Source organism: Glycomyces salinus (assembly GCF_016428645.1).
Lineage (GTDB): Bacteria > Actinomycetota > Actinomycetes > Mycobacteriales > Micromonosporaceae > Glycomyces > Glycomyces salinus.
The window spans coordinates 1-22598 of record NZ_JAELXW010000094.1 but is presented as its reverse complement, the minus strand read 5'-3'; the positions used below and the strand labels follow the sequence as shown (position 1 = coordinate 22598).

Genomic DNA, 22598 nt, shown 5'->3' with positions numbered 1-22598 from the left:
CCTTGGACACGCTCGCCCCGTAGACCTCGGCCAGGTGCGCCGAGATCTCGCCGGAGGTCAGGCCCTTGGCCGAGAGCGAGCAGACCATCTCCTCGACCCCGCCCAGGCGGCGCTGGCGCTTGCGCACGATCTTCGGTTCGAACGAGCCGTCCCGGTCGCGCGGCACGTCGATCTCGACCGGGCCGATGTCGGTGGTGACGGTCTTAGCCCGGTAGCCGTTACGCGAGTTGCCCCCGTCGCGCCCCGCGGCCTCGTGCTTGTCATAGCCGAGGTGATCGGCCATCTCGCCCTCGAACGCGGCCTCCAGGACCCGTTTGGTGAGCTCGGCGAGCAGCCCGCCCTTCCCGGCGAGCTTGACCCCGCCGGCCTCAGCCCGCTCCCGGAGCAGGGCCATCAGCTCTTCATCCACGACCGCCGAGGCGGCCGTGACCGGCCGCGGCGTGCGCCGCGGACCAAGCCGCTCCGCTGCCCGACTTACCGTAGTGTCGTTCTTGACCTGCTGAGACTTGCTCGTATCACTGTTCACGGTGGTCACCGTAAATCCTTTCCGGACCGGTTACACCGTTATCGACATAGTCCCGCGCTGCGGCATTCTTGGCTGGTGCAGCGGTTGATGTGTGTCTTCGAGGATTTCGTCCATCGGTTCGATCGTGGTGTTGATGTGCCGATGGAAGCGGCGCATGCCCTGGTTCGCGGCCTTGAAACTTCGGGGCTGGTCGAACTCGCCGGGATGCATCGCGATCAGACACTCGACATCGAGGACCTGATCCCACAGGTCATCGACGAACTTGGCGTCGCCATCGCTGCTCGCAGCACGGTGGTCGAGCGGCGGGCGGGCGAGGTTGCGTCCAACTATCTCGCCGGCGATATCGCGTTCATCGAGGGGCTCTCGGGTGTGTTGTCCTGGCAGGCCCGATATTTCGAGGAAGGCTATGGGTATCGGTGCTGTGATTCGATGCTTTGGCTTGAACTGTGGCTCGTCTCCGTGGACGACGACGATGACACGACCTACTGGTTCGGCTCGCAAACCGCCGCCGAGGAGACGTTCAGGGAGCACTGTTCAGCGATGGTCGAAGGCCGTAAATGTCCGAAGCCCGAGAAGGGCCGCTAGTGGTCAGCTCGTGCTCCGTGCCGCTCGAAGCAGGCGCTTGATGCTGGAGAGACTGACTTCGTAGCGGTCGGCGAGGACTTGTTGGCGGACACCCTCTCGATACGCGGTCACGATGGCGCTTCTGACATCGTCGGACAGGCGGCGATTCAACGCCCAGGCGGTGACGGTGCTTTGGGGTGATGGCGCGGGGTCAAGATTTTTGACGGGGCGGGTAAGCAGGTCGGGGAGACGGTTTGCGTGGGTGTTGAGCTGGGGCGATGTGTTCAAGTAAGCCGCTGCCAGCTCCACGGAATGAGACATAGAGGGTTAGAGCGGTCATCGTATCGATGACCGCTCTTTCCATGCTTGGATGCTTCGGCTGTCGCGTCTGTACGGCTCTGTGGGCTGCTGTGGAACGTTCCGGTTGGTCGGTGGCCTATCTTCGGCCGAGGGCGAGGCAGCGGCGGACTTCGTCCATGCGGTAGGCGATGTGGGAAGTCGTGTCGAGTTCCTGGGTTCCAGGGCGGCGCGCTAGGCCGGCGGCCCACAGGCATTGGCTCGCATGACGGGCGGCCATGAGGACCGGCAAATGAGTCTCGAGGTTTGCTGACAGGGGACGGACGATGCGGTACCCGGTTAGGAATGCGTGCTTGAGATCCTCGAAGTGGGCGTAGTCGCTCAGGTTGCCCATGACGGGTGCGAGGTCGTAAAGGTAGTGGCCCCAACCGCAGTCGTCGAAGTCTAGGACCCCTATGTCCCAGCTGTGGGGGCGGCGGCGAACGGGGTGGCAGTTGCCGAGGATGAAGTCGTTGTGGATCAGCCCGAAGGACTCACTGCCCCTGCCGAGTTCGTCGAGGATGGCGGCGGTCTGTTCGGCGACCGATTCGAACAGTGCCAGGTCCTCGCCGCTCAGAAACTCGCCGATCGGCCCGGAGTTGTAGGGCGAGCTCTCGGCAGTGAACATTGCTGCGGCGTCCCAGGTTGGCAGTACGAATCCTGCTGGGGGCGTGTAGTTTTCGGCAACACGGTGGAGATGGGCGAGGGCCCGGCCGAGCTGATAGACACCCCGAGTGCCGAGCCCGCCGCCCGGTCGGCGCACCTTGCCGTTGACCCAGGTGAGCAGATCGCAGTGCACTTCCACCGGTCCGTCACCGTTCGCTTCCTGCGGCAGCGTGAGGGAGACGAGGAGTCGGCCGTCGGTGGCGGGGACCGGTGTGGGGACCGTGACGCGCTCGGCTGCCAAACGCGCGTGGACATCGGCAAGGAAGGTCAGTTCGGCGAGGGTGTGGTCGCTGCGTCGGGCACCGGGCCGGTGGAGGCGCAGCGCGTGTCGACTGCCGTCGCCGGCGATCACCTCGTGAACGCTGTTGTTCAGGACTCGGATCGGCGCCACATGGAGCGGTCCGGGCAGGTTGTATTCGGCCAGCGCTGTCATTGCGATGGATTCGAGCGCGGTCGGGGCGAGGTGGTGCTGCTGCATGGCGACTCCGTTTTCGGGCCGCGGGGTAGCGGTGCCCTGTGTGCCATCTCATCAGAGCCCCGCGAGCGCGGCAAGGAAATTTGCGGACGCGATTCATTCAGCATGCTTCCCGGACCAGGCGTTTGATGCTGGAGAGGCTGATGCCGTACTTCTCCGCGAGCGCCTTTTGGCGTACGCCCGCCTGGTACTTGCTCACAATTGCGGTTCGGTCTGCGTTGGTGAGGCGGCGGTTGAGGGCCCAGGGCCTTCCGTTCGATGAGCGGGGTTTGGCCTGTTTGGTCGTGGGGCAGGGGTCAGGATTTCGGGTGGGGCTCCTGAAGAGGTCAGGGAGCTGGTTTGCGTGGGCGTTGACCTGGGGTGATGGGTTCAAGTAGGCCGTTGCCAGCTCCACCGAATCGACAACCCAATACCAGTTCAGACGCCATGCGGCGGAAGACGAGACAGCGAAGCGGCCGGGCAGACGCCCGGCCGTTGTCCATTCAGTGTCCACCGGATCCGGCCGCAAGGCCGCCGTGCAGCCGGAGGCACCGAAGCGGCCGGTTCGGTAGTGTTCTGGGGAATACTCGGATTCTTGCCATTGGGGGAGGACCGCCATCGACCGGCCGTGCCGCGACCTCGCCGCCGCGCTCCTGCGGACTTGCTCGGCGCTGGCGTTCGGGCTCCTCGCCTGGGTAACCGCCCATGAACTGTCGGTATGGCTGTTCGACCACGCCCATCACGCGGGCGAGGCGGACGTGTGGCGGGTCGACGGGCACTCCGGCATGGCGGCCCTGTTCCTCGGGTGCCTCGCGCTCGGGGTGCTGGCGGCACTGCTGACCGCACCCGCCCGACGGGGCGGATCGGCGCGCCCCTCGCGTGCGTCCGTGCGCGCATCGAGTCTGCTGTCGACCGGCGCGTTCGTGGCCACCGACTTCGCCGAGCGCGCCGTCTCCGGCGACTACGCAGTGCCGCCGCTGCTGGTCCTCCTCATCGGGGCTGCCGTGTACGCGCTGGTCGGAGCGGGCGCGAGCCTGCTGTGGCATCGCGTCGCCGGCGTCGTTCCGCGGGTGCTCGCGATCTTCGACGACAAGCGGCCGGTCACCCTCTTCGAGACCGCACCGGGCGATTCGCGCCCGGTGCGTCGGAGCGTGCGACACCGGACCGCGGCGGTGGCCGAACGCGCTCCTCCAATCGGTTCGGTGTGATCGACCCCATTCCCTGACGGCCGCGTCCCCGCGACGCGCGCCGCCACGCCCGGCCGTGTCCGCGCCGGGCGGTCGTTCCCGTCCTTCCTCCCTGGCAGGAGACTCACTTGTCATCCCCGCGAATCAACTCGATCCGGCACGGTCCGGACCGCGAATGGACCTACGAGCAATGGGGTTCCAGCGGGCGCCCCATCCTGCTCATCGGCGACGCCTCCCACGAGAGGTCGGCGTGGTGGCCGGTGGCCGCGCGGCTGGCCGACGAGCACACCGTGGCGGTGCTCGACCTTCCGTTCGGGCGCGAGCCCGGGGCCTCGGCCGAGGAGCTGGCGCGCGTCGTGTTCAGGCTCGGCACGCGAGCTCCGGTGCTGGTCGGCTATTCCTCGGCGGCGCTGGTCGCTTCGATGTTCGCCGTCCGGTTCGTCACCCACGCGGTCGTCAACGTCGAGCAGGGGCTGGACACGCGGCCCGGCTCCGGCGAGGTCGACCTCGCCGCGCGCGAGGCGCTGCGCGAGATCACCGGCGGCGCGAGGCCGATCCGGTGCCCGTACCTGTCGGTGTTCGCCGCCGAGCCGCGGCCCGGCTACGCGGAATGGCTGCGGCAACGCATCCCCCGCTCGCGCTGCGAGGTCTACGGGACCCCTGGCGTGTTTCCGCACCTGTACGATCTGGCGCGGTTCGCCGCCGACACCCGGGCCCTGGCCGCCTAGGTCGGGTCTCCGGGCGACATCTGGCCGGTGGACCAGGCCCAGGCGGCGATTCCCACCCGGTTTCGGGATTGGAGTTTTCGCTGGGCGGCGGCGATGTGGTTCTTGATCGTGCCGGGGCTCAGGACCAGGGTCTGGGCTATCTCGGCGTTGGTCCGGCCCTCGGCGACGAGGCGGACGACCTCAAGTTCGCGCGCGGTCAGGTCGGCGCCGCTCGGAGTGGACGGCTTCGGCGGGACCATGCGGCGCAGCAGCCGCACCGTCACCTGCGGACTGATGAGCGCCTCCCCTGCCATGGCCGCGCGGATCGCCTCGATCAGGAGGTTCGGGCCCGAGCGTTTGAGGATGAATCCGCAGGCGCCCTCGCGGAGCGCGGTGTGGACGTACTCGTCGAGATCGAAAGTGGTGACCACGATCACGCGCAGCGGGTCGGTGGTTCCGGGTCCGGCCAGGAGGCGGGTCACCTCCAGCCCGTCGCGGCCGGGCATGCGGATGTCGGCCAGGACCACGTCGGGGCGCAGCTGCCGGGCCTGGTCGCAGGCGCTGCGGCCGTCGGCGGCCTCGGCGACGACGGTCATGTCAGGTTGGGCGTCGATCACCATGCGGAAGGCGTCTCTGATGCCCGCCTGGTCGTCGGCGATGAGCACTCGTGTCGTCACCTGTCGGCTCCCTCTGGTTCGAAGTCGGACGTCGGCAGCCGGGCCTCGACTCGCCAGCCGCCGCGCTCGACCGGCCCGGCGGTGAGCGTGCCGCCGAGGGCTTCGACTCGGGCGGTGAGGCCGGTCAGGCCCAGGCCGGACCGGGCCCGGTGCCGTCTGCGGGGGCCGGCGCGGCCGTCGTCGGTGACCGCGACGGTCAGGAATCGGCCGGACCCGCGCAGTTCGACGCGGACCTCGGCCGCGCCCGAGGCGTGGCGGCGAACGTTGGTGAGCGCCTCCGACACCAGGCGGTGGGCGACCGCGCCGGTGTCGCGCTCGGCCGACCCGGTCAGGTCGTCCTGCAGGCGCGCGGTCGGCGACCCGGCCTCGTTGAACCGGTCGACGAGTTCGGCGATCCGGTCGACGCCGCCCGGCGGGGCGGTGTCCGCGTCGTCCGGCCCGCGCAGCAGGCCCACGGTCCGGTCCATCGAGCCGAGTGCCCGCAGGCCCGCCCGTTCGATGCGCTCCAGCAGGGCGGTGACGCGCTCGTCGCCACCGGCCAGTGTCACCCGCCCGGCCTGGGCCTGGGCGACCACCTCGCTGATGTCGTGCGCGGCGAAGTCGTGGAGGTCGTGGGCGAGTTCGATGCGCTGCCGGTCGCGGGCCCGGGCGATCGCGCGTTCGCGCAGGCGCTCCTGGGCGCGTTGGTAGACCGCGAGCGCGCCGAGTGTCAGTGCCGGGAACGACCAGGCCACGCCGCCGGCGAGCGGCTCCCACCAGGGCCCGTCGAGGAAGCGGAACATCATCGACACCAGGGCCGTCAGGACCGCCGCGGCCGCGCAGGCTGCCGGGCGGGGCCGCGACCAGCGCGCGGCCGCGTAGAACAGGACGGTCAGCGCCGCCGGTTCGACCAGCACCCACGAGACGGGCAGGACCGGGGCCCGGCCGCCGAGTATGAGGGCGGTGTAGGCGACCGACGCCGCCGCCGCACCCAGCGCGATGAACGCGGAGCGCGGAAGCGCGCGGAACCAGGGGGCCATGGTCGCGAGTCTACGTTCGCCGCGGCCGGGCGGGCCTGTGCCGAGAGGCATGCCGGGGCCCTGTCCGGGCCGCGATAGGTGCCGATCGGCATCTGACTGAACGGCCGGTGCGCGTCGAGGATCGAGGCATGAGAACACGATGGACTGAATGGATCGGGTACGCGGCCGCCGCGTGGTCGCTGCTGTACGGGTCGCTCGGCGTGTACTGGTGGTTCGGCGGCGCCGGGTTCCCCTTCGGCGTCGGCGATCCTGAGCTGCGCGGCGAAGGGGAGGACGCCCTGGTGATGTCGCTGCTTGGCTGGGCCACGCCGGAGGTGGCAGGTCCGGTCATCGCCGCACTGGGGTTTGCGGGTGCGCTGGCCGGGGTGGCGATGGCGCGGCGCTGGTCGGGCGGCCCGGCCCGGTGGCTGCTGCCTGCGTTCGCGTGGACGGTCGCGTTCGGGCTGACCGTCCTGATCCAGGATTCGCGCGCGCTGATCACGGTGGCCTACACGCCGATCCTGGTCGTGGGGAAGCTCTTCTTCGGCTGGCCCGAGCAGGCCGAATGGGGGGACCTGTTCCGGCTGCCGAGGCTGAACCTGCTGCTGTGCATGGTGGCCGGGTTCGCCTGGGCGTTGACGGCGGTCGCCTACCGGCGGGCCGTCGTCGGCGGCTGCGCTCGGTGCGGGCGCGGCAAGGGTTCCGATTCGGCGCTGCTGCGGCGCTGGGGGAGGCCGGCCGCGTGGGTGGCGTTCGCGGCGCCGATGGTCTACTGCCTGACCCGGTGGGCGTGGGCGCTGGGCTTCAGTCTCGGCATCGACCCGGAGTTCTACCGGGCCGGCCAGGAGAACGGGCTGTGGATCGCCGGGGCCGCGCTGGCCACGTTCGGCGCACTGGGGGCGGTGCTCACGCTCGGGCTCTTCCAGCGCTGGGGCGAGGTGTTCCCGCGGTGGATGATCGGCCTGCGCGGCAGGCGGGTGCCGCCGATGCTGGCGGTGGCGCCGGCGACGTTCGTCGCGCTGCTGGTGACCTCGGCGGGGATCATGTACATCCGCGCGGTGGCCGTCCGCGGCGTCTCGGTGAGCACGTGGCCGCTGGCGCTGCCGGAGACGCTGTGGGTGTTCTGGGGCGCCGGGCTCTTCGTCGCCGCGATGGCCTACCGCCAGCGGCGGCGCGGCGCGTGCGCCGAGTGCGGGGCCGAGTCGGAGGCGGAGGTCAGGGGCGGGCCGTTCCCGACAGCAGCGCCGCGGTGACGGTCTCGGAGACGACGGCGGTGAAGTCCCCGATCGGTTCGCCGTCGTCGACGAGGATCAACAGCCGGTAGAAGATCGGCCCGAGCAGCAGGGCGTGCACCACCCCTGTGTCGGGCCGTTCGGCGAGTTCGCCGCGGGCGACCGCGCGGTGGAGGACCTCGGTGATCACGAGGCGTTCGCGTTCGAGGAAGGTCGAGGTGAAGCGATCCCCGAGGGCGGTGTCGGCGTGGATGTCCGACAGCAGGCCGTGGAGGACGTCGGGCGGGGCGGTCGAGAGCTGCGAGGCGATGGTGCGGGTGATCGCCGCCAGGTCTCCGCGCAGCGAACCGGAGTCGGGAGGCGGCTGCTCTTGCATGTCGTGGACGGTCGCGGCGAAGATCATCTCCTGTTTGGTGGCGTGGCGGCGGTAGATGGCGGCCTTGCCGACGCCGGCGCGGGCGGCTACGGCGTCGACGGTCAGGCCCGCGTAGCCGCGTTCGGCCAGCAGTTCGCGGGTGGCCTGGGCGATGGCGCCGTCGATGCGGCCGTCACGCGGGCGGCCGCCGGGTTGTCTGTGCTCCGACATGGTCCTAGGATATAGAACCAACAGTATCGGAACTAAGAGTTCCGTAACAGGAGGGAGCTCCGATGATCAAGTGGGCCGGACGAATCATGGTCCTGGTGGGAGTGGCGCACCTGCTGCTATCGCTGGGCTTCACCGTCACGACGCACGCGGGGGCCTGGCTGGGAGGCGAATTGTGGACGACCGATGGCGCCCTCGACAGCATGGAACCGGTCGAGGCCGCGTTCTGGTTCAGCGTCGGCAGCTTCGGCCTGCCGCTGACCGTGGTCGGCGCGACCGTGCTGTGGATGCACCGCCGCGGCCTCGTTCCGCCCGCCTTCATCGCGTGGGCGATCGGGGCCTGGTCGCTGGTCGCCGGGGCGATAGTCGAGCCCGCGCCGTGGATCGTGGCCACGATCGCGGCCGGGATGCTGCTGGCGGGCGTGCGCCGCGCCGCCCGCGCCGGAGCGGACGCGCCGGTCGCCGCGTCCTAGCGGCGCGGTCCGATTCCGCCGTGGGCGTAACGGGCGGAATCGGCCGCCGCGCGGACTTACCATGAAGCATGGCCGAGACTGCACCCACGCCGAAACCCCGGACCGACTCCTCGCCCGCCGAGCGCGAGCCGCTGTGGCGCGACACGCTCGGCGATCATCTGCGCAGCGTCCGCCGCGAGCGCGGCGAGACGCTCAGCGAGACCGCCGACCGCGCCGGAGTGTCCCCGCAGTACCTCTCCGAGATGGAGCGCGGCATGAAGGACCCCTCCAGCGAGATGATCGCCGCCGTCGCCGGGGCGCTCGACCTCAGCCTGGCCGACGTGGCCCTGGCCGTGGCCCGGCGCCTGCGGACCCCGCAGGCGAGCGCGTCGGTCGGGCTCGGGGCCCGGGCCGCGTTCGCGCTGGCGGCCTAAGCGGATCACTTCTCCTCCAGTACGTGGTCGATGAGTCCGTATTTCTTGGCCGCTTCGGTGTCGAAGACGCGGTCGCGGTCGGTGTCGGCCCGGAGCGTGGCGGGGCTCTGCCCGGTGTGCCGGGAGAGGATCCGCTCGATGTCGGAGCGGACGCGGACGACCTCGTCGGCCTGGAGGATCAGGTCGGGGATCGCGCCGCGGCCCTGGGCGGCGGGCTGGTCGAGGATGATGCGCGCGTGCGGGAGCGCGGCGCGCTTGCCTTCGGCGCCGGCGGCCAGGAGCACGGCGCCGACGGCGACGGCCTGGCCCACGCAGGTCGTGGCGACCTTCGGCCGGATGTAGCGCATGGTGTCGTAGACGCCCAGCATCGCGCTCGGGTCGCCGCCCTCGCAGTTGATGTAGAGGTGGATGTCGCGGTCGGGTGCGGCGGCCTCCAGGTGCAGGAGCTGGGCGACCAGGGCGTTGGCGACGCCCGCGTCGATGGGCGTGCCCAGGTAGATGATCCGCTCCGACAGCAGGTGGGAGTAGACGTCCATGACGCGGTCGCCCCGGGGGTGCTCGGCGATGACGTTGGGAATGGCGTAGGTGCTCATCGGGCGGCCCCTTCCGCCGGGAAGCCGAGTCTGCGGCGCGGGTGCGGGGCGACTTCGTCGAAGGCGGACACGATCGCGTCGACGAAGCCGTACTCGATCGCCTCCTCGGCGGTGTACCAGCGGTCGTGCAGGGAGTCCTCGAAGACCCGCTCGGGCGGCTGGCCGGTGTCCTCGGCGATGAGCCCGAGGACGGTGTCGCGGGTGTAGCGCAGGTCGGCGGCCTGGAGTTCGATGTCGACGGCCGCGCCGCCGATCCCGGCCGAGCCCTGGTGCATCAGGATGCGGGAGTGCGGCAGGGCGCGCCGCTTGCCGCGGGTCCCGGCCGACAGGAGGAACTGGCCGGCGCTGCATGCGATGCCGAGGGCGAGGGTGGCCACGTCGCATGGGACGACGCGCATGATGTCGCGGATCGCGAGCATGGAGGGCACCGACCCGCCCGGGGAATGGATCCACAGTGCGATGTCGGAGCCCGGGTCGTGGGCGGCGAGGGCGAGCATCTGCGTGGCGAGCAGGGTGCCGTTGTCGTCGTCGAGGACCCCGTCGAGGACGAGGACGCGCTGTTCGTAGAGTTCGCGCCGGGACCGTTCGTTGAACAGCGGCGGTTTGGATTCTTCGCTCATGCCACCACGGTGCGCCGCCGCACCCGGTGGCGGCCATCGAATCCGCCGTGGGCGGATCCGCCCACAGCGGATCAGTCGGCCTGGCCGGGCGGGGTGTTGAGGCCGGCGAGGGCGCGCAGGGGTTCGGCGAAGGCGTCGCAGCAGAGGGCGTAGACGTTGCTGCGGCCCTTGGGGGTGGCGGTCACCAGGCCGAGTTCGCGCAGCGGCGTCAGATGGTGGCTGATGAGCGTCTGGGCCAGGCCGGTGGCCTCGGTCAGTTCGCGGACGGTGCGGGAGCGTTCGGACAGCAGCAGCACGATCGCGAGGCGGTTGTGGTCGGACAGGGCCTTGAACTGGGGGGCGAGTTCGGCGGCGCGGTCGATGGCGGTGGCGTCGGCGGCCTCCTGCCCGGACCGGGCGAGCTCGATCGTGCGGGTCATGCGCCAATTAAAGCACAGAACTTGCTATCAACAGTATTCGCTGGTATTAATTACGGAAGCTGATGTGATCGCGGTCCGCGCGGACCGCCGAAGCCATCCGGAGGAAACCATGACCAGTCCCGCGACACCCGCCACCGCCGTCATCGGCGCCGGTCCGGTCGGCCTGGCCGCGGCCGCCCACCTGCTCGAACGCGGCATCACCCCGATCATCCTCGAGGCCGGACCGAGCGCCGGAGCGGCCGTCGCCGAATGGGGGCACGTGCGCCTGTTCTCCCCGTGGCGCTACGACGTCGACGCCGCCGCGGCCCGCCTGCTGACCTCCCACGGCTGGACCGCCCCCGACCCCGACGCCCTGCCGACCGGCGCCGAACTCGTCGAGACCTACCTGGAACCCCTCGCCGCCGCCCCCGAGATCGCCCGGCACCTGCGACTGGGCGCCCGCGTCGTCGCCGTCACCCGCGAAGGCGCCGACAAGACCCGCACCCTCGGCCGCGGACGCCGCCCCTACCTGCTGCGCGTCCGCACCGCCGACGGCGAGTACGAGGACATCACCGCCGAGGCCGTCATCGACGCCTCCGGCACCTGGGGCCATTCCAACCCCCTCGGCGCCCACGGCCTGGCCGCACCGGGCGAGACCGCCGACGCCCCGTGGCGGACCGGGCCCCTGCCCGACGTCCTCGGCCGCGACCGGGACCGCTTCGCCGCTCGCCGCACCCTCGTGCTCGGCATGGGCCACTCGGCCGCGAACACGCTGCTGGCCCTCGCCGAACTGGCCGAGACCGCGCCGCGGACCGAGGTCCTGTGGGCCATCCGCGGCGGCTCGCCCCGGCGCCTCTACGGCGGCGGAGTCAGTGACGCGCTCCCGGCCCGCGGCGCGCTCGGCACGCGGCTCAAGGAACTGGTCGACACCGGCCGGATCGAGCTGACCACCCGGATCGGCATCGAGCGCTTCGACACCGCGCCGGACGGCTCGGTCGCCGTCGTCGGCCGCGCCGGAGACGAGGCGGTCAAGCTCGACGTCCACAACGTCGTCGGCGCCACCGGATTCCGGCCCGATCTGGAGATGCTGCGCGAGGTCCGCCTCGAACTGGACGCGACCGTCGAGGCCCCGGCCCGCATCGCCTCGCTGATCGACCCGAACTTCCACTCCTGCGGCACCGTGCCGCCGCACGGCGAGAAGGACCTCGCGCACCCCGACGAGGGCTTCTACCTGGCCGGAATGAAAAGCTACGGCAGGGCCCCGACATTCCTGCTGGCGACCGGATACGAGCAGGTCCGCTCGATCGCCGCGGCCTTGGCCGGGGACCGCGAGGCCGCCGACGGGGTCGAACTCGACCTGCCCGAGACCGGGGTCTGCTCGACCGACCTCGCCGCCGAGGCCGACGCGCCCCGCGGGCTGAGCACGGGCGTCCTCCACGGGCGCTCGGGCGAGCCGATCGAGCTCACACCGGCCGGTGACGGCTGCTGCGGCTCGGGGAACTAGACCAGTTCCCGCAGGAGTTCCTGGACGCGCCGGTCGATGTCGTCGCGGATGCCGCGCACGACCTCGACCGGCTGACCGGCCGGGTCGTCGAGCTCCCAGTTCAGGTACCGGCGGCCCGGGTAGACCGGGCAGGCGTCGCCGCAGCCCATGGTGATGACCACGTCGGATGCCCGGACCACCTCGTCGGTCAGCGGCTTGGGGAACTCCTTGGACACGTCCAGGCCGAGCTCCTCGAGGGCCTCGACCACGGCGGGGTTGATCGAGTCGGTCGGGGCCGATCCGGCGGAGCGGACCTGGACCCCGCCCGCGGCGTGGTGGTCCAGCAGCGCGGCGGCCATCTGCGAGCGCCCAGCGTTGTGCACGCAGACGAACAGGACCTCCGGCCTGGTCTTGACACGGGTGCCCTGGGTCGCCGAGGTCGCTTCGAGGCGCTCGGCGGCGAACCGCTCGGCCAGGACGTACAGGTGGGCGCGCACCCGGGCGGTCGCGGCGAGCACGAGGTAGGAGTCGTCGAGGACCTCGCGGACGGTCTCGGCCGAGAAATGCTCGGCGAACTTCTGCGACAGGCGCTGGGCGACGTGGTCCAACACGACCTGGTCGTCCAGTGAGAAAGCGGAGCTCGATCGGGCCGGCATGGCGTAGTCCCTTCGGTTCGCGGGAGGAGTCCCTGGCCGCTTGATTCGATTCTCGTCTAGTTTTACAGATATCTAATTAAGCTGCCACTCCCGGGCCGGGCGGAGTCGGGGGCCGAACCGTGACCGAATCGGGACGCGCCTCCGCAGATTCGCCGCATGGAACCGCGCACCCCGGAGGACCGCCCCTCCGAAGAGGACCGCGCCGAGACCGCCGACCTGGGCCGAGCATCGGCGTCGAACCCGGAGGGGCACCGACCGCGAGCGTCCCGCGAGAACATGAACGGAGAGTCCCGGCAAAACGGACATCAGGTGGTCCCCCCTGTTCAAACCTACGGCGGAGGACCGACGCGGATCGGCCGCCGCGCGTTGACCGTGTCAGTCCTGCCGGATAAGGTCGAGGCGGCAGATGCGGCCGGCCGCCTGCGCCCCTCCCGGGCACGGTGAACGCATCATCGACAGCGCGAGTTCGAACCTCCCCGAGCGGCGAGTCGTCAGCAACGCAGGCACTGACCCGACCTTCGCCCGAAGGAGGAACGACACCATGCGCACCTTCCGCGATGCCAAGGCGATGGCCAAGGCACTCCGCTTCGGGCTGAGCCGGCGCGGCCTGTCCGAGCCGACCCATGGCCAGAGCCTCGAGATCGTGGCCGAGCAGTTCGGGCTCGGCGACTGGAACATCCTGGCCGCCCGCCTGAAGGAGGCCGAAGACCGCGCCGGCGGCGTCGGGCTGAATCCGGCCATTCCGGTCCTGCGGATCTTCTCGATCGAGAAGGCCAGGGAGTTCTACCTCGATTATCTGGGATTCGAACTGTCCTGGGAGCATCGCTTCGAGCCGCAGGCGCCGCTGTACATGCAGATCGAGCGCGGCGGCACCGTTCTGCACCTGAGCGAGCACCACGGCGACGGCTCTCCCGGCGCGGTCGTGTTCGTGCCCATGACCGGCATCGACGCCCTCCACGCCGAACTCTCCGCCAAGGACTACCCCTACCTCAATCCGGGCATCGAGGACGTTCCGTGGGAGTCGCGGTGCATGACCCTCACCGATCCCTTCGGCAACAGTCTGCGGTTCAACGAGTACCGACGCCGCTGACGCACGCGGCGAGTGGGATGTCGTACCCGGCGGGCACCATGGCGAACCGGTGCGGCATCGCGGCACGACCACCGAGGTCGTGCGCGGGCGCCCCGACCGACGAGGAGGCACCGCATGGCGGCGAGATTCGACCTGACACTCGACTGCGCGAAGGCGACGCGCCTGGCCGAGTTCTGGAAACTGGCACTCGGCTACATCGACGAGCCGCCACCACCGCCGTTCGCCACCAGAGAGGAATGGCTGCGGCACCTCGGCGAACCGGGGGGCGATGCCGACGACGGCGCGTGGCTGTGCGACCCGGCCGGGATCGGGCCGCGGCTGTCGATCCTCAAAGTTCCCGAGCCGAAGACCGCGAAGAACCGCCTCCACATCGACATACGCGTGGGCGGCACCGGCAGTCCCGAGGAACGCTGGACGCGGATCACGGCCGAGAAAGAGCGGCTGACCGAGGCCGGGGCCACCGTGGTCAGGGAGGATGTCGACCGTCTCTTCGTGATGGCCGACCCCGAAGGCAACGAGTTCTGCGTGACCTGACGACCGTCTGCAGGCGCGGCGCGCCGGTGATCGTCGTCCGGCCCGATGCCGCGAAACGGGGTCGAGGCGGCGACCTCAGGCCACCACCGTGTGCCCCTTGGATTCTGAATCGTCCTTAGTCCTGACGCCGACCTCGCATCTCGCGGACAGTTGGCCGACGAAGAGTGCGTACAAACCGAGCACTCCGGCGACCACGGAGGCTACGACCACCCCGTCTCGCTGGTCGGTCGAGAGGCTCGCGGGTTCGACGAGGGTGAGCAGGATGACGAGCAGTGCCGCGCAGACCAGTCCGCCCGCCACCGCCAGGGCGACCCACATCCGGCGCGACCTCTGCGTCCGGCGGACGCTGAGGATTTGCACTCGGATCAGGGCGTCGCATTCGGGGCAGCGCACTTCCACGACGGCGCTGCCGTTCTCGGGGCGACATACTCGGCCGGGAACCTCGAGGTAGGTGCGATCGGTGGTGCCGTAGCCGTAGAGGCCACCCGAATGCGTACGGCTGATCGGATGCCCCACTTCGAGTGACACGTTCGCGTCCACCGGCTTCACGATTCTCCACCGCCTTCCAGCGCATCGACCGTACACGGCACCGGAAGGGACCGCTCCGCGCCGCCGATGGCCTTGACTCACAACGGCGTCGAGCGCCCCAGCAGGTCGAGGTACGAGGCGTGGGCGGCGTCGACTTCGTGCGGGTCGGCGCCGGAGACCAGGTCCAGCAGGAGCCCGCGTGTCAGCGCTATGCCGGCGCGCAGGAGCGGCGGGTCGGCTTCGAGGCCGACCGACTTGGCCGCCTCCACAGCGCCGTCGAGCCAGGGACCGGTCAGGCCGTCCGGCCGCCGACCGCCGTCGGTCCCACCTGCGGCGGCGATCCCGGCCACTTCGAAGAACAGCCGCACGAAGGGCCGCAGCCGCGGGCCGGACAGCTCCGCCCACAGCGCGGTCATCAGCTCCCTCGGGGTCTCGGCGGACTCGGCCAGCGAGGCAAGCAAATCCCGTTGTCTATCCTCCATATCGGACACGATCGCGTCCAGGAGTCCCTCGCGGGTACCGAAGTGGTACAGCAGCATGCGGTGGCTGGTGCCGACGCCAGCGGCGATCTCGCGGAGGCTCCTGCCCGCGATACCCTGGTCCGCTGCGTACTCGACCACCTCGGCGAGCAGCCGCTGCCGTGCCCTCTGATTCATGTACCAGATGGTACATTGACGAAGTGCGATACAAGAATTCACTCCTCATCGACGCCCCCGCCTCGACCGTATGGGACCTGACCGTGGACATCGCGCGCTGGCCCGCGTTCGTCCCGACCATGCGGCGCGTGGAACCGCTCGATCCGGCCCCGCTCGAGGTGGGCGACCGGGCCCGGGTCAAGCAGCCGATGCAACCCGCCCGGGTGTGGACGGTCACCGCGCTCGAACCCGGACGCCGCTTCACATGGCAGAGCAGGCGCGGCAGCATGACCTGGACCGCCGAACACGAGATCACCGAGGTCGACGACGGCAGATGCCGCAACACGCTGAGATTCGAGGCGACCGGCCGAGGCACCGGACTGTTCGCCCTGCTGCTCGGCGCCGCCGTCCGACGCGCCATCGACTTCGAGAACGACAGCTACCGCAAGGAAGCCGAACGGACCCAGTCGAGCGAATAACGCGACCGCGGCCGCCTCGCCGACTTTGCTCCCAGCCCATATCCTTGGAGGCCGACCCATCCAAGGAGCCGTCAATGGTGTCTGAATCAGCCCTGATTCAGCAGCTCAGCGATCACATACGAGACCTCGACGTCACCGACCCGGAGCAAGTGCTCGACGACCGGCTCCTGGCCCTGGCCGAGGAGCTTCGCGGACGGCGCGTCACCGACCTCGATGAAGCCCTGTGGGGCTGCATGGCGATCGCGCTCCTCCACTTCTGCCGGGCCGGAATGCTCGAAGGCGAACAGCGGCACCGGGAGACCGTCCGCGCCGCAGGGCTGTACTCGATCATCGGGCAGCTCAGACCGGACCTGGTCCCCGCCGAACTGAGGCACCTGATCGTCGACCCCGACAGCCCGAACCCGACCCTGGGCCGCCTGGACGCCGTGCGCGACAACGCGCTCGAGAGCGGCGACCCGGCCGCGCTCAACCTCGCCGCGGCGGTCCTGCGCGTGCGCCTCGAACCCGAGCCCGACGACCCCGACCGCCTCGCGGACCTGGCCGAAGTGCTCTGGGCCCGAGCCCAACGAGTCCACGACATCGGGGACCTGGACGAGGCCGCTCACGTCAACCGGGCCTGGACGGCCGCCACGCCCGCCGACCACCCCGACAGCGCCTTCCGCCTGTGGCGGCTGGGCCTGGCCCATTTCGGGCGGCACGCGGTCCTCGGCGAGCGCGCCGACCTGGACGCGGCCGTCACGCACTACTTCAACGCCTACAAGAGCGCCGCCGACGACGATCCGAACCGCCGGTCCTACATCGTCGACCTGAGCCTGGGCCTGCATAGGCGGGCCGACCTGACCGGACGGGTCGAGGACCTCGACCTGGCCGTGGACTCCTGGCGACTCGTCCTGGCCATGACCCCCGGCGAGAACGCCGACAACGCCGCCCACCAGTTCAACCTGGGCACCATGCTCTCCGGGAGATTCAGGGCCACCGGCGATCCCGCCGACCTCGACGCCGCCATCGAGGCATGGCAGGAGGCGGCCGCGCATTTCGGGCCCGGCCACCACATCCACACCACGGCCGTGCCGCCGCTCGCCGAGCTGCTGCAGACGAGGGCCGAGCGCGACGGCACACCCGCCGACGCCGCCGAGGCCGCCGCACTGATGCGCGCGCTCATCGAGTCCGGCGATACGGGACCGGACCCGGCCCAGGCCCGAGCGATCCTCGGCGCGGTACTGTGGACCGTCTACGGTCTCACCGGCGACCTCGACGACCTGGAGCACGGCGTCGAAGCGGCCCGCTCGGCGCTGGACCTCACCCCCGAAGACCACCCGCTGCGGCGGGCCCGCCAGTCGACCCTCTCGAACACACTGGTGACCCGGTACCGGCGGCTCTCGGAGTCCGGTGACCTCCAGGAGGCCGTCGAGCTGGCCGGAAGCTCAGTGTCGTCGATCCCGCCGGGCTTCCCCGACTCCGGAGTGATCCTGTCGAACGCCGGAAACGCCCTGCGTGAGATGGCCGAGCGGACCGGGGACACCGACGGCCTCGCGGCGGCGGCCCAGCTGCTACGGCGGTCGATCGAGGCGCTCGCCCCATCCGATTTCCGCCGTGCCGCCGTTCTGTCCAACCTGGCCAGCACGCTGCACCACTGGGCCGAGCGGACCGGCGAGCTCGACCGGGCCGACGACGCCGTGACCGTCGCCCGCGAGGCGCTCGGGGCCGCGTCCGGAGGCGGTCCGCACCGGGCCGGAAACCTCGCCAATCTCGCGGCGGCGCTGGGGACCAGGTACCGCATCACCGGCGGCGTCGCCGACCGGGACGAGGCCGCCGAGCTCGTTCGCGAATCGCTCCGTCTGACACCGGCCGACCATCCCGGCAGGCCGACCCGCCTGGCCTCGCTCGCGGTCGTCGAACTCGAGCGGTTCGAGCACTACGGCGGCGAGGAGAAACTCGCGGAGGCCCTCGATCTCGGAGCCGAGGCGCTCGACCTGACTCCCGCGACGCATCGTCTCCGCGCGACCCTCGCGAGCTACCTTGCCAAGGCGCATCTCCTCAGCTTCCGGGCCTCGGACAACCCCGCCGACCTCGAACGGGCCGTGGCACACGCTCGAGACGCGACCGCCGCCACGCCCGCCGACGACTCCTCGCACGCCGCCGCCCTGTCGAACCTCGCCGAGATGCTGCATCGCCGCTTCGAGGCGCTGGCCGACCCGGACGACCTGGAGCAGGCGCTGTCGCTGGCGGCCAGGGCGCTTGAGCACGCTCCGGTCGACAGCCCCGGTCGAGCGCATATGCACTGGGTGCTCGGGAAGGCCCTCGACAGCAAGGCCGAGGATCCGGCGGCCCGGGCCGAGGCCGCCGCCGCGTTCGGCGACGCCGCAGCGGTCGCGTCGGCTCCGGTCTCACTGCGCGTCCGGGCCGGGCACATCGCGGCCCGGATGATCATGAGCGAAGGCGACGGCGATGCCGCGGCCGCGCTGCCGCTGCTCCGGTCCGCCGTGGAACTGCTGCCTCGCCTGGCCTGGCGGGGACTCGACTCCGGTGACCGGCGGCGCCTTCTCGACGAGGACGCCGCGGCCCTGGCCATGGACGCGGCCGCTTGCGCGATCGGCGTCGGCGACGTCGCCTCGGCCGTGAGCGTGCTCGAACAGGGCCGCGGCGTGCTGTGGGGCCAACTGCTCGACCTCCGTTCCGACCGCGCCCGGCTCCGCGAGGCCCACCCGGGGCTCGCCGCCGAACTCGACCGCTGCCTGGCCGTGCTCGATCCGGCCGGCGCCGACCACGAGGCCGACACCGAGCGCGAGGGGCAGGCGCGCCACGAGGCGGCGCGCAGGCTCGACGCCCTGACCGAGGAGATCCGCGCCCTCCCGGCGACGCCTCAGTTCCCGAATCCGACCGAGTTCATGTCCCCGCCGGCGTTCGACGACCTGCTGCCGACCGGACCCGGTGCCGTGGTCGTGCTGAACGTCAGCCGCTGGCGCTGCGACGCGATCGTCCTCACTAGACAGATTCAGACCTCGGTGCCGCTGCCGTTCACGGCCGAAGAAGCGGTCGAGGCGACCAACCAGTACCTGCGCGCCCTGCGCCGGTACACCGGGCCCGACGGCCGCCTCGGACTCGAAGCGGCGACCCGCGCCACCTTGGAGTGGCTTTGGGACCGCGTCGCCGCACCGGTCCTGGAACACCTCGGATTCGGTCCGGAACCGGCCGAGCCGCCCCGCGTCTGGTGGTGCCCGACCGGGCCGCTCACCCTGCTGCCCGTCCACGCCGCCGGTTCAGGCGAGCGCGGCGAGTCCGTGCTCGACCGGGCCGTGTCCTCCTACACTCCGACGCTGCGGGCCCTGGCGCACACGCGGTCGCGAGACCGCGGGGCCGATCCGGACCCGCTGGTCGTGTCCGTCGCCGAGACACCGGGCCCGTTCGCCGCGCTGCCCGGCGCCGCAAGGGAACAGCGGATGCTCACCGAACTGTTCGGGGCCGACGCGGTCACGACGCTGACCGACGAGGCGGCCACCCGCGAGGCGATCGCGGCCGGGCTCGGCTCGCACTCCTGGGTCCACATCGCTTCGCACGGCACCCAGGACCTCGATCGGCCCTCCGAGGGCGGCCTGGTTCCCTTCGACTGGCAGACGGCCGGACTGGTGCGCGTCGACGACCTCGCCGGCATCGCCGGGACCGGCGGTCTGGCGTTCCTCTCGGCATGTCAGACCGCGACCGGCGGCGTCGCCAACCTCGACGAGGCGATCAGCGTCGCCGCCGCCATGCAGCACACCGGCTGGTCCCATGTGGTCGGAACCTTGTGGACTGTCAACGATAACGCGGCCTCCGAGGTCGCCGAGCGCTTCTACCGGCGACTCGTCCGAGACGGGCGGGCCGACGCCTCGGCCCACGCGCTCCACGACGCGGTTCTGGCCGTGCGCGAGGCGCACCCGGACGACACCGCCCACTGGGCGAGGTTCGTCCACTTCGGCCCCTAGGGGCTACTCGGCCGCGGCCCGGCGCCAGCGGTAGCGGCGCTCGGGCCTGCCGCGGCCGGCGTAGCGCAGGGCCGTCTCGACCAGGGAGGCGGTCTCGGCGCTGAATCCCTTCGGGAGCGCCGCGGTCGTGGTGGCCCGGGCGGTCCGGGAGAAGACACGGTCGACGTCGGCCTCGCGCGCGGCCTCCGTGAGGAGGTCGCCGCCTGAGACGACGGGGTGGAAAAGTCGGATGCCGACCGGCGCCTCGGGACTTAGCATGTGCCGGTGACTCCCTACCGCTATCGAGCCCCGGACGAGGACAGCGGCCGCTGGGCCGGTTTCCAGTTCCGGCCCGGCGACATCGTGATCAGCACCCGCTCCAAGTCCGGGACCACCTGGATGCAGATGATCTGCGCGCTCCTGGTGTTCAAGACGCCCGACCTGCCGCACCCGCTGACGGAGATCTCGCCTTGGCTCGACTGGACCGGCGCGCCGGTCCAGTCGCTGTTCGCGCACCTCGGCGCCCAGCGGCACCGGCGGTTCTTCAAGACCCACACGCCGCTCGACGGCGTGCCGATCGATCCGCGGGCGAGCTACATCGTGGTCGCCCGCCACCCGCTCGACGCCGCCGTCTCGCTCTACCACCAGGGCGACAACATCGACCGGGAGCGGCTCCGGGAACTGACCGGCGCCTCGGCACCCGATCCGGACGAGCCGGAGAAAACCCGCGAACCGGTTCGCGACTGGCTGCTGGACTGGATCGCCGAGAAGGCCGATCCGCGCGAGCACCTCGACTCGCTGCCCGGCTTCATGCACCACCTGGCCGACGCCTGGTCGCGCCGCGAGGAGTCGAACGTGCTGCTGGTCCACTACGAGGACCTGAGCGCCGACCTCGACGCCAAGATGGGCCGCGTCGCGGACTGGCTCGGCGTCGACCTGCCCGCGGCGGAGCGGTCCGAGCTGGTCCGGGCCGCCTCGTTCGAGACGATGAAGCGGAACTCGGCGGCGCTGGCGCCGAACCAGGGCGGGATCTTCAAGGACACCGGCCGCTTCTTCCGCCGGGGCCGCTCCGGTTCCGGGACCGACCTCCTGACCGCCGGGGAACTGGACGAATACCGGGAGCGGTGCGCCGCGCTCGCGCCCGCCGGACTCCTGGAATGGCTCCACCGGGGCCGCTGAGACGGGACCGGAAGCGGCGCGGGGTGTCGCAGGGGCGCGGTAGCGTCGGTTCATGACCGATGACCTGCCCGAACGGCTTCGGGGCATCTGCATGGCGCTGCCGGAGGTGACCGAGCGGCCCAGCCACGGCACGCCGACCTGGTTCGTGCGCGGCAAGAAGTCGTTCGTGACGCTCTGGCATCGGGGCCACCACGACCACACCTTCCCGCACCTGTGGTGCGCCGCGCCGCTCGGCGCCCAGGAGGAGTCGATCGCGATGGACCCGGACCGGTACTTCCGGCCGCCGTACGTCGGCCACCGGGGCTGGCTCGGCATCCGCTTGGACGGCGAGGTCGACTGGGAGGAGATCGCCGACCGCTGCGAGGAAGCCTTCCGGGCCGTGGCTCCGCCGACCCTGGTCGAGCGGCTCAGTGAATGAGGCGCTTCTGGAGCATCTCGGCCGGTCCCGCCGGGAAACGGCGCAGCCACAGGCCGGCGCCGACGACCAGGACGAGGCTGATCGCCAGCCACAGGGCGACGGTGAAGGCGGCGCTGTCGCCGTACTTCGCGGCCAGTCCCAGGCCCCAGCCGTAGCACAGGACCGAGGCGAGCAGGTTCTGGAGGACGTAGCCGCTCAGCGCGGACCTGCCCAGGCGCTCCAGCCCGGTCATGACCGGGCCCTTGCGCGCGTGGTCGATGATCCAGCCGGTCAGGCCGATGTAGCCGAAGGCCATCAGCGGGGCGGTCACGTACCGCTCGGCCAGTGACAGGTACTCCGGGCCGAGGCCCATCGCCAGGTTGAGCGGGATTCCGAGGCCGAGCCCCCAGGCCAGCATCCGGGCGCGGACGGCGCGGCCGCGGGCGTCGTCGCCGAACGCTCCGGCGCGGAAGAGCCTGACGCCCAGCAGGAACAGGAACAGCATCATCCCCGAGGCCAGCACCGGTTCGAGGCGGAACAGCAGCAGGTTGTCCAGGCGGAACTCGACCTGGTCGAGCCAGCTTCCGGAGGCGTATATCGCGTCGATCTCGGCGACCGTGCCGGGATCGGGGTCCGAGGCGGGGGCGGCGGCCATCGCGAGGGTGAGCAGCGACATGGCCGCCGCGTGGAGGCCCAGCGCCGTCCACATCACCGCCCGCTGCGCCCGCTCGGACCGGGTCAGGAGCCAGGCCACGACGATCGCGGTCACCGCGTAGCCCATGAGCACGTCGAACGCGAAGACCAGCGCGAAGTGGACGGTGCCCTCGACGAACAGGAACAGCGCCCGCCAGTGGTAGCGGCCGGGCCAGCGCCTGCCGCGGTTCGCCGCCGACCGGAACTGGATGGCCAGGCCGACGCCGAACATGAGCGTCAGCATGGAGATGAACTTGCCGTTGGTGGCGAACATGACGGCCCGTTCGATCCAGGGGCCGCCGCCGTCGATCGGGTTGCCGGTCAGCAGCGCGCCCTCGCTGCCGGAGCCGGTGAACAGCCAGATGTTGGTGCCGAGCGTGCCGACGATGGCCACGCCGCGCAGGACGTCCAGCAGCGGCAGGCGCCGCTGCCTCGCTCCCGGGGCGGCGGTCTCGGTCGTGGCGGTGGAGGTGTCCATGTTTCAAGGCTCGCCGCCGCCGGGCGCGGCCGAATCCCACCGCGGCAGGGTCTTCGCCGCCCCGAACGGCGGAGTCGG

Annotated in this window: 27 protein-coding genes; 13 read left to right on the top strand and 14 right to left on the bottom strand. The window is 71.1% G+C overall.

Annotation, left to right across the window (positions count from 1 at the left end; translation table 11 throughout):
- On the bottom strand, positions 1 to 394 hold a 394-nt coding region (locus JFB92_RS20315), incomplete at its 3' end, for a transposase (RefSeq protein WP_233163571.1).
- A gap of 207 nt (positions 395 to 601) precedes the next feature.
- Between JFB92_RS20315 and JFB92_RS20310 the strand changes: the two genes are divergently transcribed.
- Positions 602 to 1111 (top strand): hypothetical protein, encoded by a 510-nt coding sequence (locus JFB92_RS20310; protein ID WP_199042981.1) that lies wholly within the window; start codon positions 602 to 604, stop codon positions 1109 to 1111.
- A gap of 3 nt (positions 1112 to 1114) precedes the next feature.
- Here JFB92_RS20310 and JFB92_RS20305 read toward each other — a convergent pair whose 3' ends face one another.
- Positions 1115 to 1399, bottom strand: a complete 285-nt coding sequence (locus tag JFB92_RS20305) for a hypothetical protein (protein ID WP_199042980.1) — start codon at positions 1397 to 1399, stop codon at positions 1115 to 1117.
- 127 nt (positions 1400 to 1526) lie between these two features.
- Positions 1527 to 2570, bottom strand: coding sequence for a phosphotransferase enzyme family protein (locus JFB92_RS20300; RefSeq protein WP_199042977.1), 1044 nt, complete (start codon positions 2568 to 2570; stop codon positions 1527 to 1529).
- 734 nt (positions 2571 to 3304) lie between these two features.
- Between JFB92_RS20300 and JFB92_RS20295 the strand changes: the two genes are divergently transcribed.
- Both JFB92_RS20295 and JFB92_RS20290 read left to right on the top strand, forming a co-directional pair.
- The gene (locus tag JFB92_RS20295; protein ID WP_199042969.1) at positions 3305 to 3754 is read left to right on the top strand and encodes a hypothetical protein; all 450 of its coding nucleotides are present in this window, start codon (positions 3305 to 3307) and stop codon (positions 3752 to 3754) included.
- 107 nt (positions 3755 to 3861) lie between these two features.
- Positions 3862 to 4461: an alpha/beta fold hydrolase gene (locus JFB92_RS20290; protein WP_199042968.1), complete on the top strand. Its 600-nt coding sequence runs from the start codon at positions 3862 to 3864 to the stop codon at positions 4459 to 4461.
- On the opposite strand, the gene JFB92_RS20285 is transcribed toward JFB92_RS20290, so the two are convergent.
- On the bottom strand, positions 4458 to 5117 hold the full coding sequence (locus JFB92_RS20285; protein ID WP_199042967.1) for a response regulator: 660 nt from the start codon (positions 5115 to 5117) through the stop codon (positions 4458 to 4460). The two genes, JFB92_RS20290 and JFB92_RS20285, sit on opposite strands and share 4 nt — an antisense overlap.
- Positions 5114 to 6136, bottom strand: a complete 1023-nt coding sequence (locus JFB92_RS20280; RefSeq protein ID WP_199042966.1) for a sensor histidine kinase — start codon at positions 6134 to 6136, stop codon at positions 5114 to 5116. The genes JFB92_RS20285 and JFB92_RS20280 overlap by 4 nt, the downstream gene beginning before the upstream one ends.
- 128 nt (positions 6137 to 6264) lie before the next feature.
- Here JFB92_RS20280 and JFB92_RS20275 point away from each other — a divergent pair, with 128 nt between their 5' ends.
- Positions 6265 to 7368, top strand: a complete 1104-nt coding sequence (locus JFB92_RS20275; protein WP_199042965.1) for a hypothetical protein — start codon at positions 6265 to 6267, stop codon at positions 7366 to 7368.
- Here the strand turns inward: JFB92_RS20275 and JFB92_RS20270 are convergent.
- A complete protein-coding gene (locus JFB92_RS20270; protein ID WP_199042964.1) occupies positions 7331 to 7933 on the bottom strand; it encodes a TetR/AcrR family transcriptional regulator in 603 nt (200 codons plus the stop codon). The genes JFB92_RS20275 and JFB92_RS20270 overlap by 38 nt on opposite strands.
- A gap of 62 nt (positions 7934 to 7995) precedes the next feature.
- On the opposite strand from JFB92_RS20270, the gene JFB92_RS20265 reads away from it, so the two are divergent.
- Positions 7996 to 8403, top strand: a complete 408-nt coding sequence (locus JFB92_RS20265) for a DUF6463 family protein (RefSeq protein WP_199042962.1) — start codon at positions 7996 to 7998, stop codon at positions 8401 to 8403.
- Between the two features lie 68 nt (positions 8404 to 8471).
- Complete coding sequence (locus JFB92_RS20260; RefSeq protein WP_199042960.1) at positions 8472 to 8816, top strand: helix-turn-helix domain-containing protein; 345 nt, start codon at positions 8472 to 8474, stop codon at positions 8814 to 8816.
- A 5-nt stretch (positions 8817 to 8821) separates the two neighbouring features.
- On the opposite strand, the gene JFB92_RS20255 is transcribed toward JFB92_RS20260, so the two are convergent.
- The 3 genes from JFB92_RS20255 to JFB92_RS20245 all read right to left on the bottom strand — a co-directional run bounded on the left by JFB92_RS20255 (position 8822) and on the right by JFB92_RS20245 (position 10448).
- The gene (locus tag JFB92_RS20255) at positions 8822 to 9409 is read right to left on the bottom strand and encodes a ClpP family protease (protein ID WP_199042959.1); all 588 of its coding nucleotides are present in this window, start codon (positions 9407 to 9409) and stop codon (positions 8822 to 8824) included.
- Positions 9406 to 10029 carry a ClpP family protease gene (locus tag JFB92_RS20250; RefSeq protein WP_199042957.1) on the bottom strand — a complete coding sequence of 208 codons (624 nt, stop codon included), beginning with the start codon at positions 10027 to 10029 and terminating at the stop codon, positions 9406 to 9408. The genes JFB92_RS20255 and JFB92_RS20250 overlap by 4 nt, the downstream gene beginning before the upstream one ends.
- A 71-nt stretch (positions 10030 to 10100) precedes the next feature.
- The gene (locus JFB92_RS20245) at positions 10101 to 10448 is read right to left on the bottom strand and encodes an ArsR/SmtB family transcription factor (protein ID WP_199042956.1); all 348 of its coding nucleotides are present in this window, start codon (positions 10446 to 10448) and stop codon (positions 10101 to 10103) included.
- 109 nt (positions 10449 to 10557) lie between these two features.
- Here JFB92_RS20245 and JFB92_RS20240 point away from each other — a divergent pair, with 109 nt between their 5' ends.
- On the top strand, positions 10558 to 11931 hold the full coding sequence (locus JFB92_RS20240; RefSeq protein ID WP_199042955.1) for an NAD(P)-binding domain-containing protein: 1374 nt from the start codon (positions 10558 to 10560) through the stop codon (positions 11929 to 11931).
- Here the strand turns inward: JFB92_RS20240 and JFB92_RS20235 are convergent.
- Positions 11928 to 12566: an arsenate reductase ArsC gene (locus tag JFB92_RS20235; RefSeq protein WP_199042954.1), complete on the bottom strand. Its 639-nt coding sequence runs from the start codon at positions 12564 to 12566 to the stop codon at positions 11928 to 11930. The two genes, JFB92_RS20240 and JFB92_RS20235, sit on opposite strands and share 4 nt — an antisense overlap.
- Positions 12567 to 13107: 541 nt before the next feature.
- Between JFB92_RS20235 and JFB92_RS20230 the strand changes: the two genes are divergently transcribed.
- Positions 13108 to 13656 carry a glyoxalase superfamily protein gene (locus JFB92_RS20230; protein WP_199042953.1) on the top strand — a complete coding sequence of 183 codons (549 nt, stop codon included), beginning with the start codon at positions 13108 to 13110 and terminating at the stop codon, positions 13654 to 13656.
- Positions 13657 to 13770: 114 nt separating this feature from the next.
- Positions 13771 to 14190: a VOC family protein gene (locus tag JFB92_RS20225; RefSeq protein ID WP_199042952.1), complete on the top strand. Its 420-nt coding sequence runs from the start codon at positions 13771 to 13773 to the stop codon at positions 14188 to 14190.
- Positions 14191 to 14265: 75 nt separating this feature from the next.
- Here the strand turns inward: JFB92_RS20225 and JFB92_RS20220 are convergent, their stop codons facing one another.
- Positions 14266 to 14718 carry a hypothetical protein gene (locus tag JFB92_RS20220; protein ID WP_199042951.1) on the bottom strand — a complete coding sequence of 151 codons (453 nt, stop codon included), beginning with the start codon at positions 14716 to 14718 and terminating at the stop codon, positions 14266 to 14268.
- A gap of 98 nt (positions 14719 to 14816) precedes the next feature.
- Positions 14817 to 15374 (bottom strand): TetR family transcriptional regulator, encoded by a 558-nt coding sequence (locus JFB92_RS20215; protein ID WP_199042950.1) that lies wholly within the window; start codon positions 15372 to 15374, stop codon positions 14817 to 14819.
- Positions 15375 to 15397: 23 nt separating this feature from the next.
- Here JFB92_RS20215 and JFB92_RS20210 point away from each other — a divergent pair, with 23 nt between their 5' ends.
- Together JFB92_RS20210 and JFB92_RS20205 are read left to right on the top strand one after the other, a co-directional pair.
- Positions 15398 to 15832: an SRPBCC family protein gene (locus JFB92_RS20210; protein WP_199042949.1), complete on the top strand. Its 435-nt coding sequence runs from the start codon at positions 15398 to 15400 to the stop codon at positions 15830 to 15832.
- A 74-nt stretch (positions 15833 to 15906) separates the two neighbouring features.
- Positions 15907 to 19794 (top strand): CHAT domain-containing protein, encoded by a 3888-nt coding sequence (locus JFB92_RS20205; RefSeq protein WP_199042947.1) that lies wholly within the window; start codon positions 15907 to 15909, stop codon positions 19792 to 19794.
- Between the two features lie 3 nt (positions 19795 to 19797).
- Here the strand turns inward: JFB92_RS20205 and JFB92_RS20200 are convergent, their stop codons facing one another.
- Entirely contained in the window at positions 19798 to 20052 is a 255-nt protein-coding gene (locus JFB92_RS20200; RefSeq protein WP_199042945.1) for a hypothetical protein, read from the bottom strand.
- Positions 20053 to 20058: 6 nt separating this feature from the next.
- Between JFB92_RS20200 and JFB92_RS20195 the strand changes: the two genes are divergently transcribed.
- The gene (locus JFB92_RS20195; protein ID WP_307789230.1) at positions 20059 to 20952 is read left to right on the top strand and encodes a sulfotransferase domain-containing protein; all 894 of its coding nucleotides are present in this window, start codon (positions 20059 to 20061) and stop codon (positions 20950 to 20952) included.
- 52 nt (positions 20953 to 21004) lie between these two features.
- A complete protein-coding gene (locus JFB92_RS20190) occupies positions 21005 to 21370 on the top strand; it encodes an MmcQ/YjbR family DNA-binding protein (RefSeq protein WP_199042941.1) in 366 nt (121 codons plus the stop codon).
- Here JFB92_RS20190 and JFB92_RS20185 read toward each other — a convergent pair.
- Positions 21360 to 22520, bottom strand: a complete 1161-nt coding sequence (locus JFB92_RS20185) for a DUF418 domain-containing protein (RefSeq protein WP_199042940.1) — start codon at positions 22518 to 22520, stop codon at positions 21360 to 21362. The two genes, JFB92_RS20190 and JFB92_RS20185, sit on opposite strands and share 11 nt — an antisense overlap.
- Between the last annotated feature and the right edge of the window lie 78 nt (positions 22521 to 22598).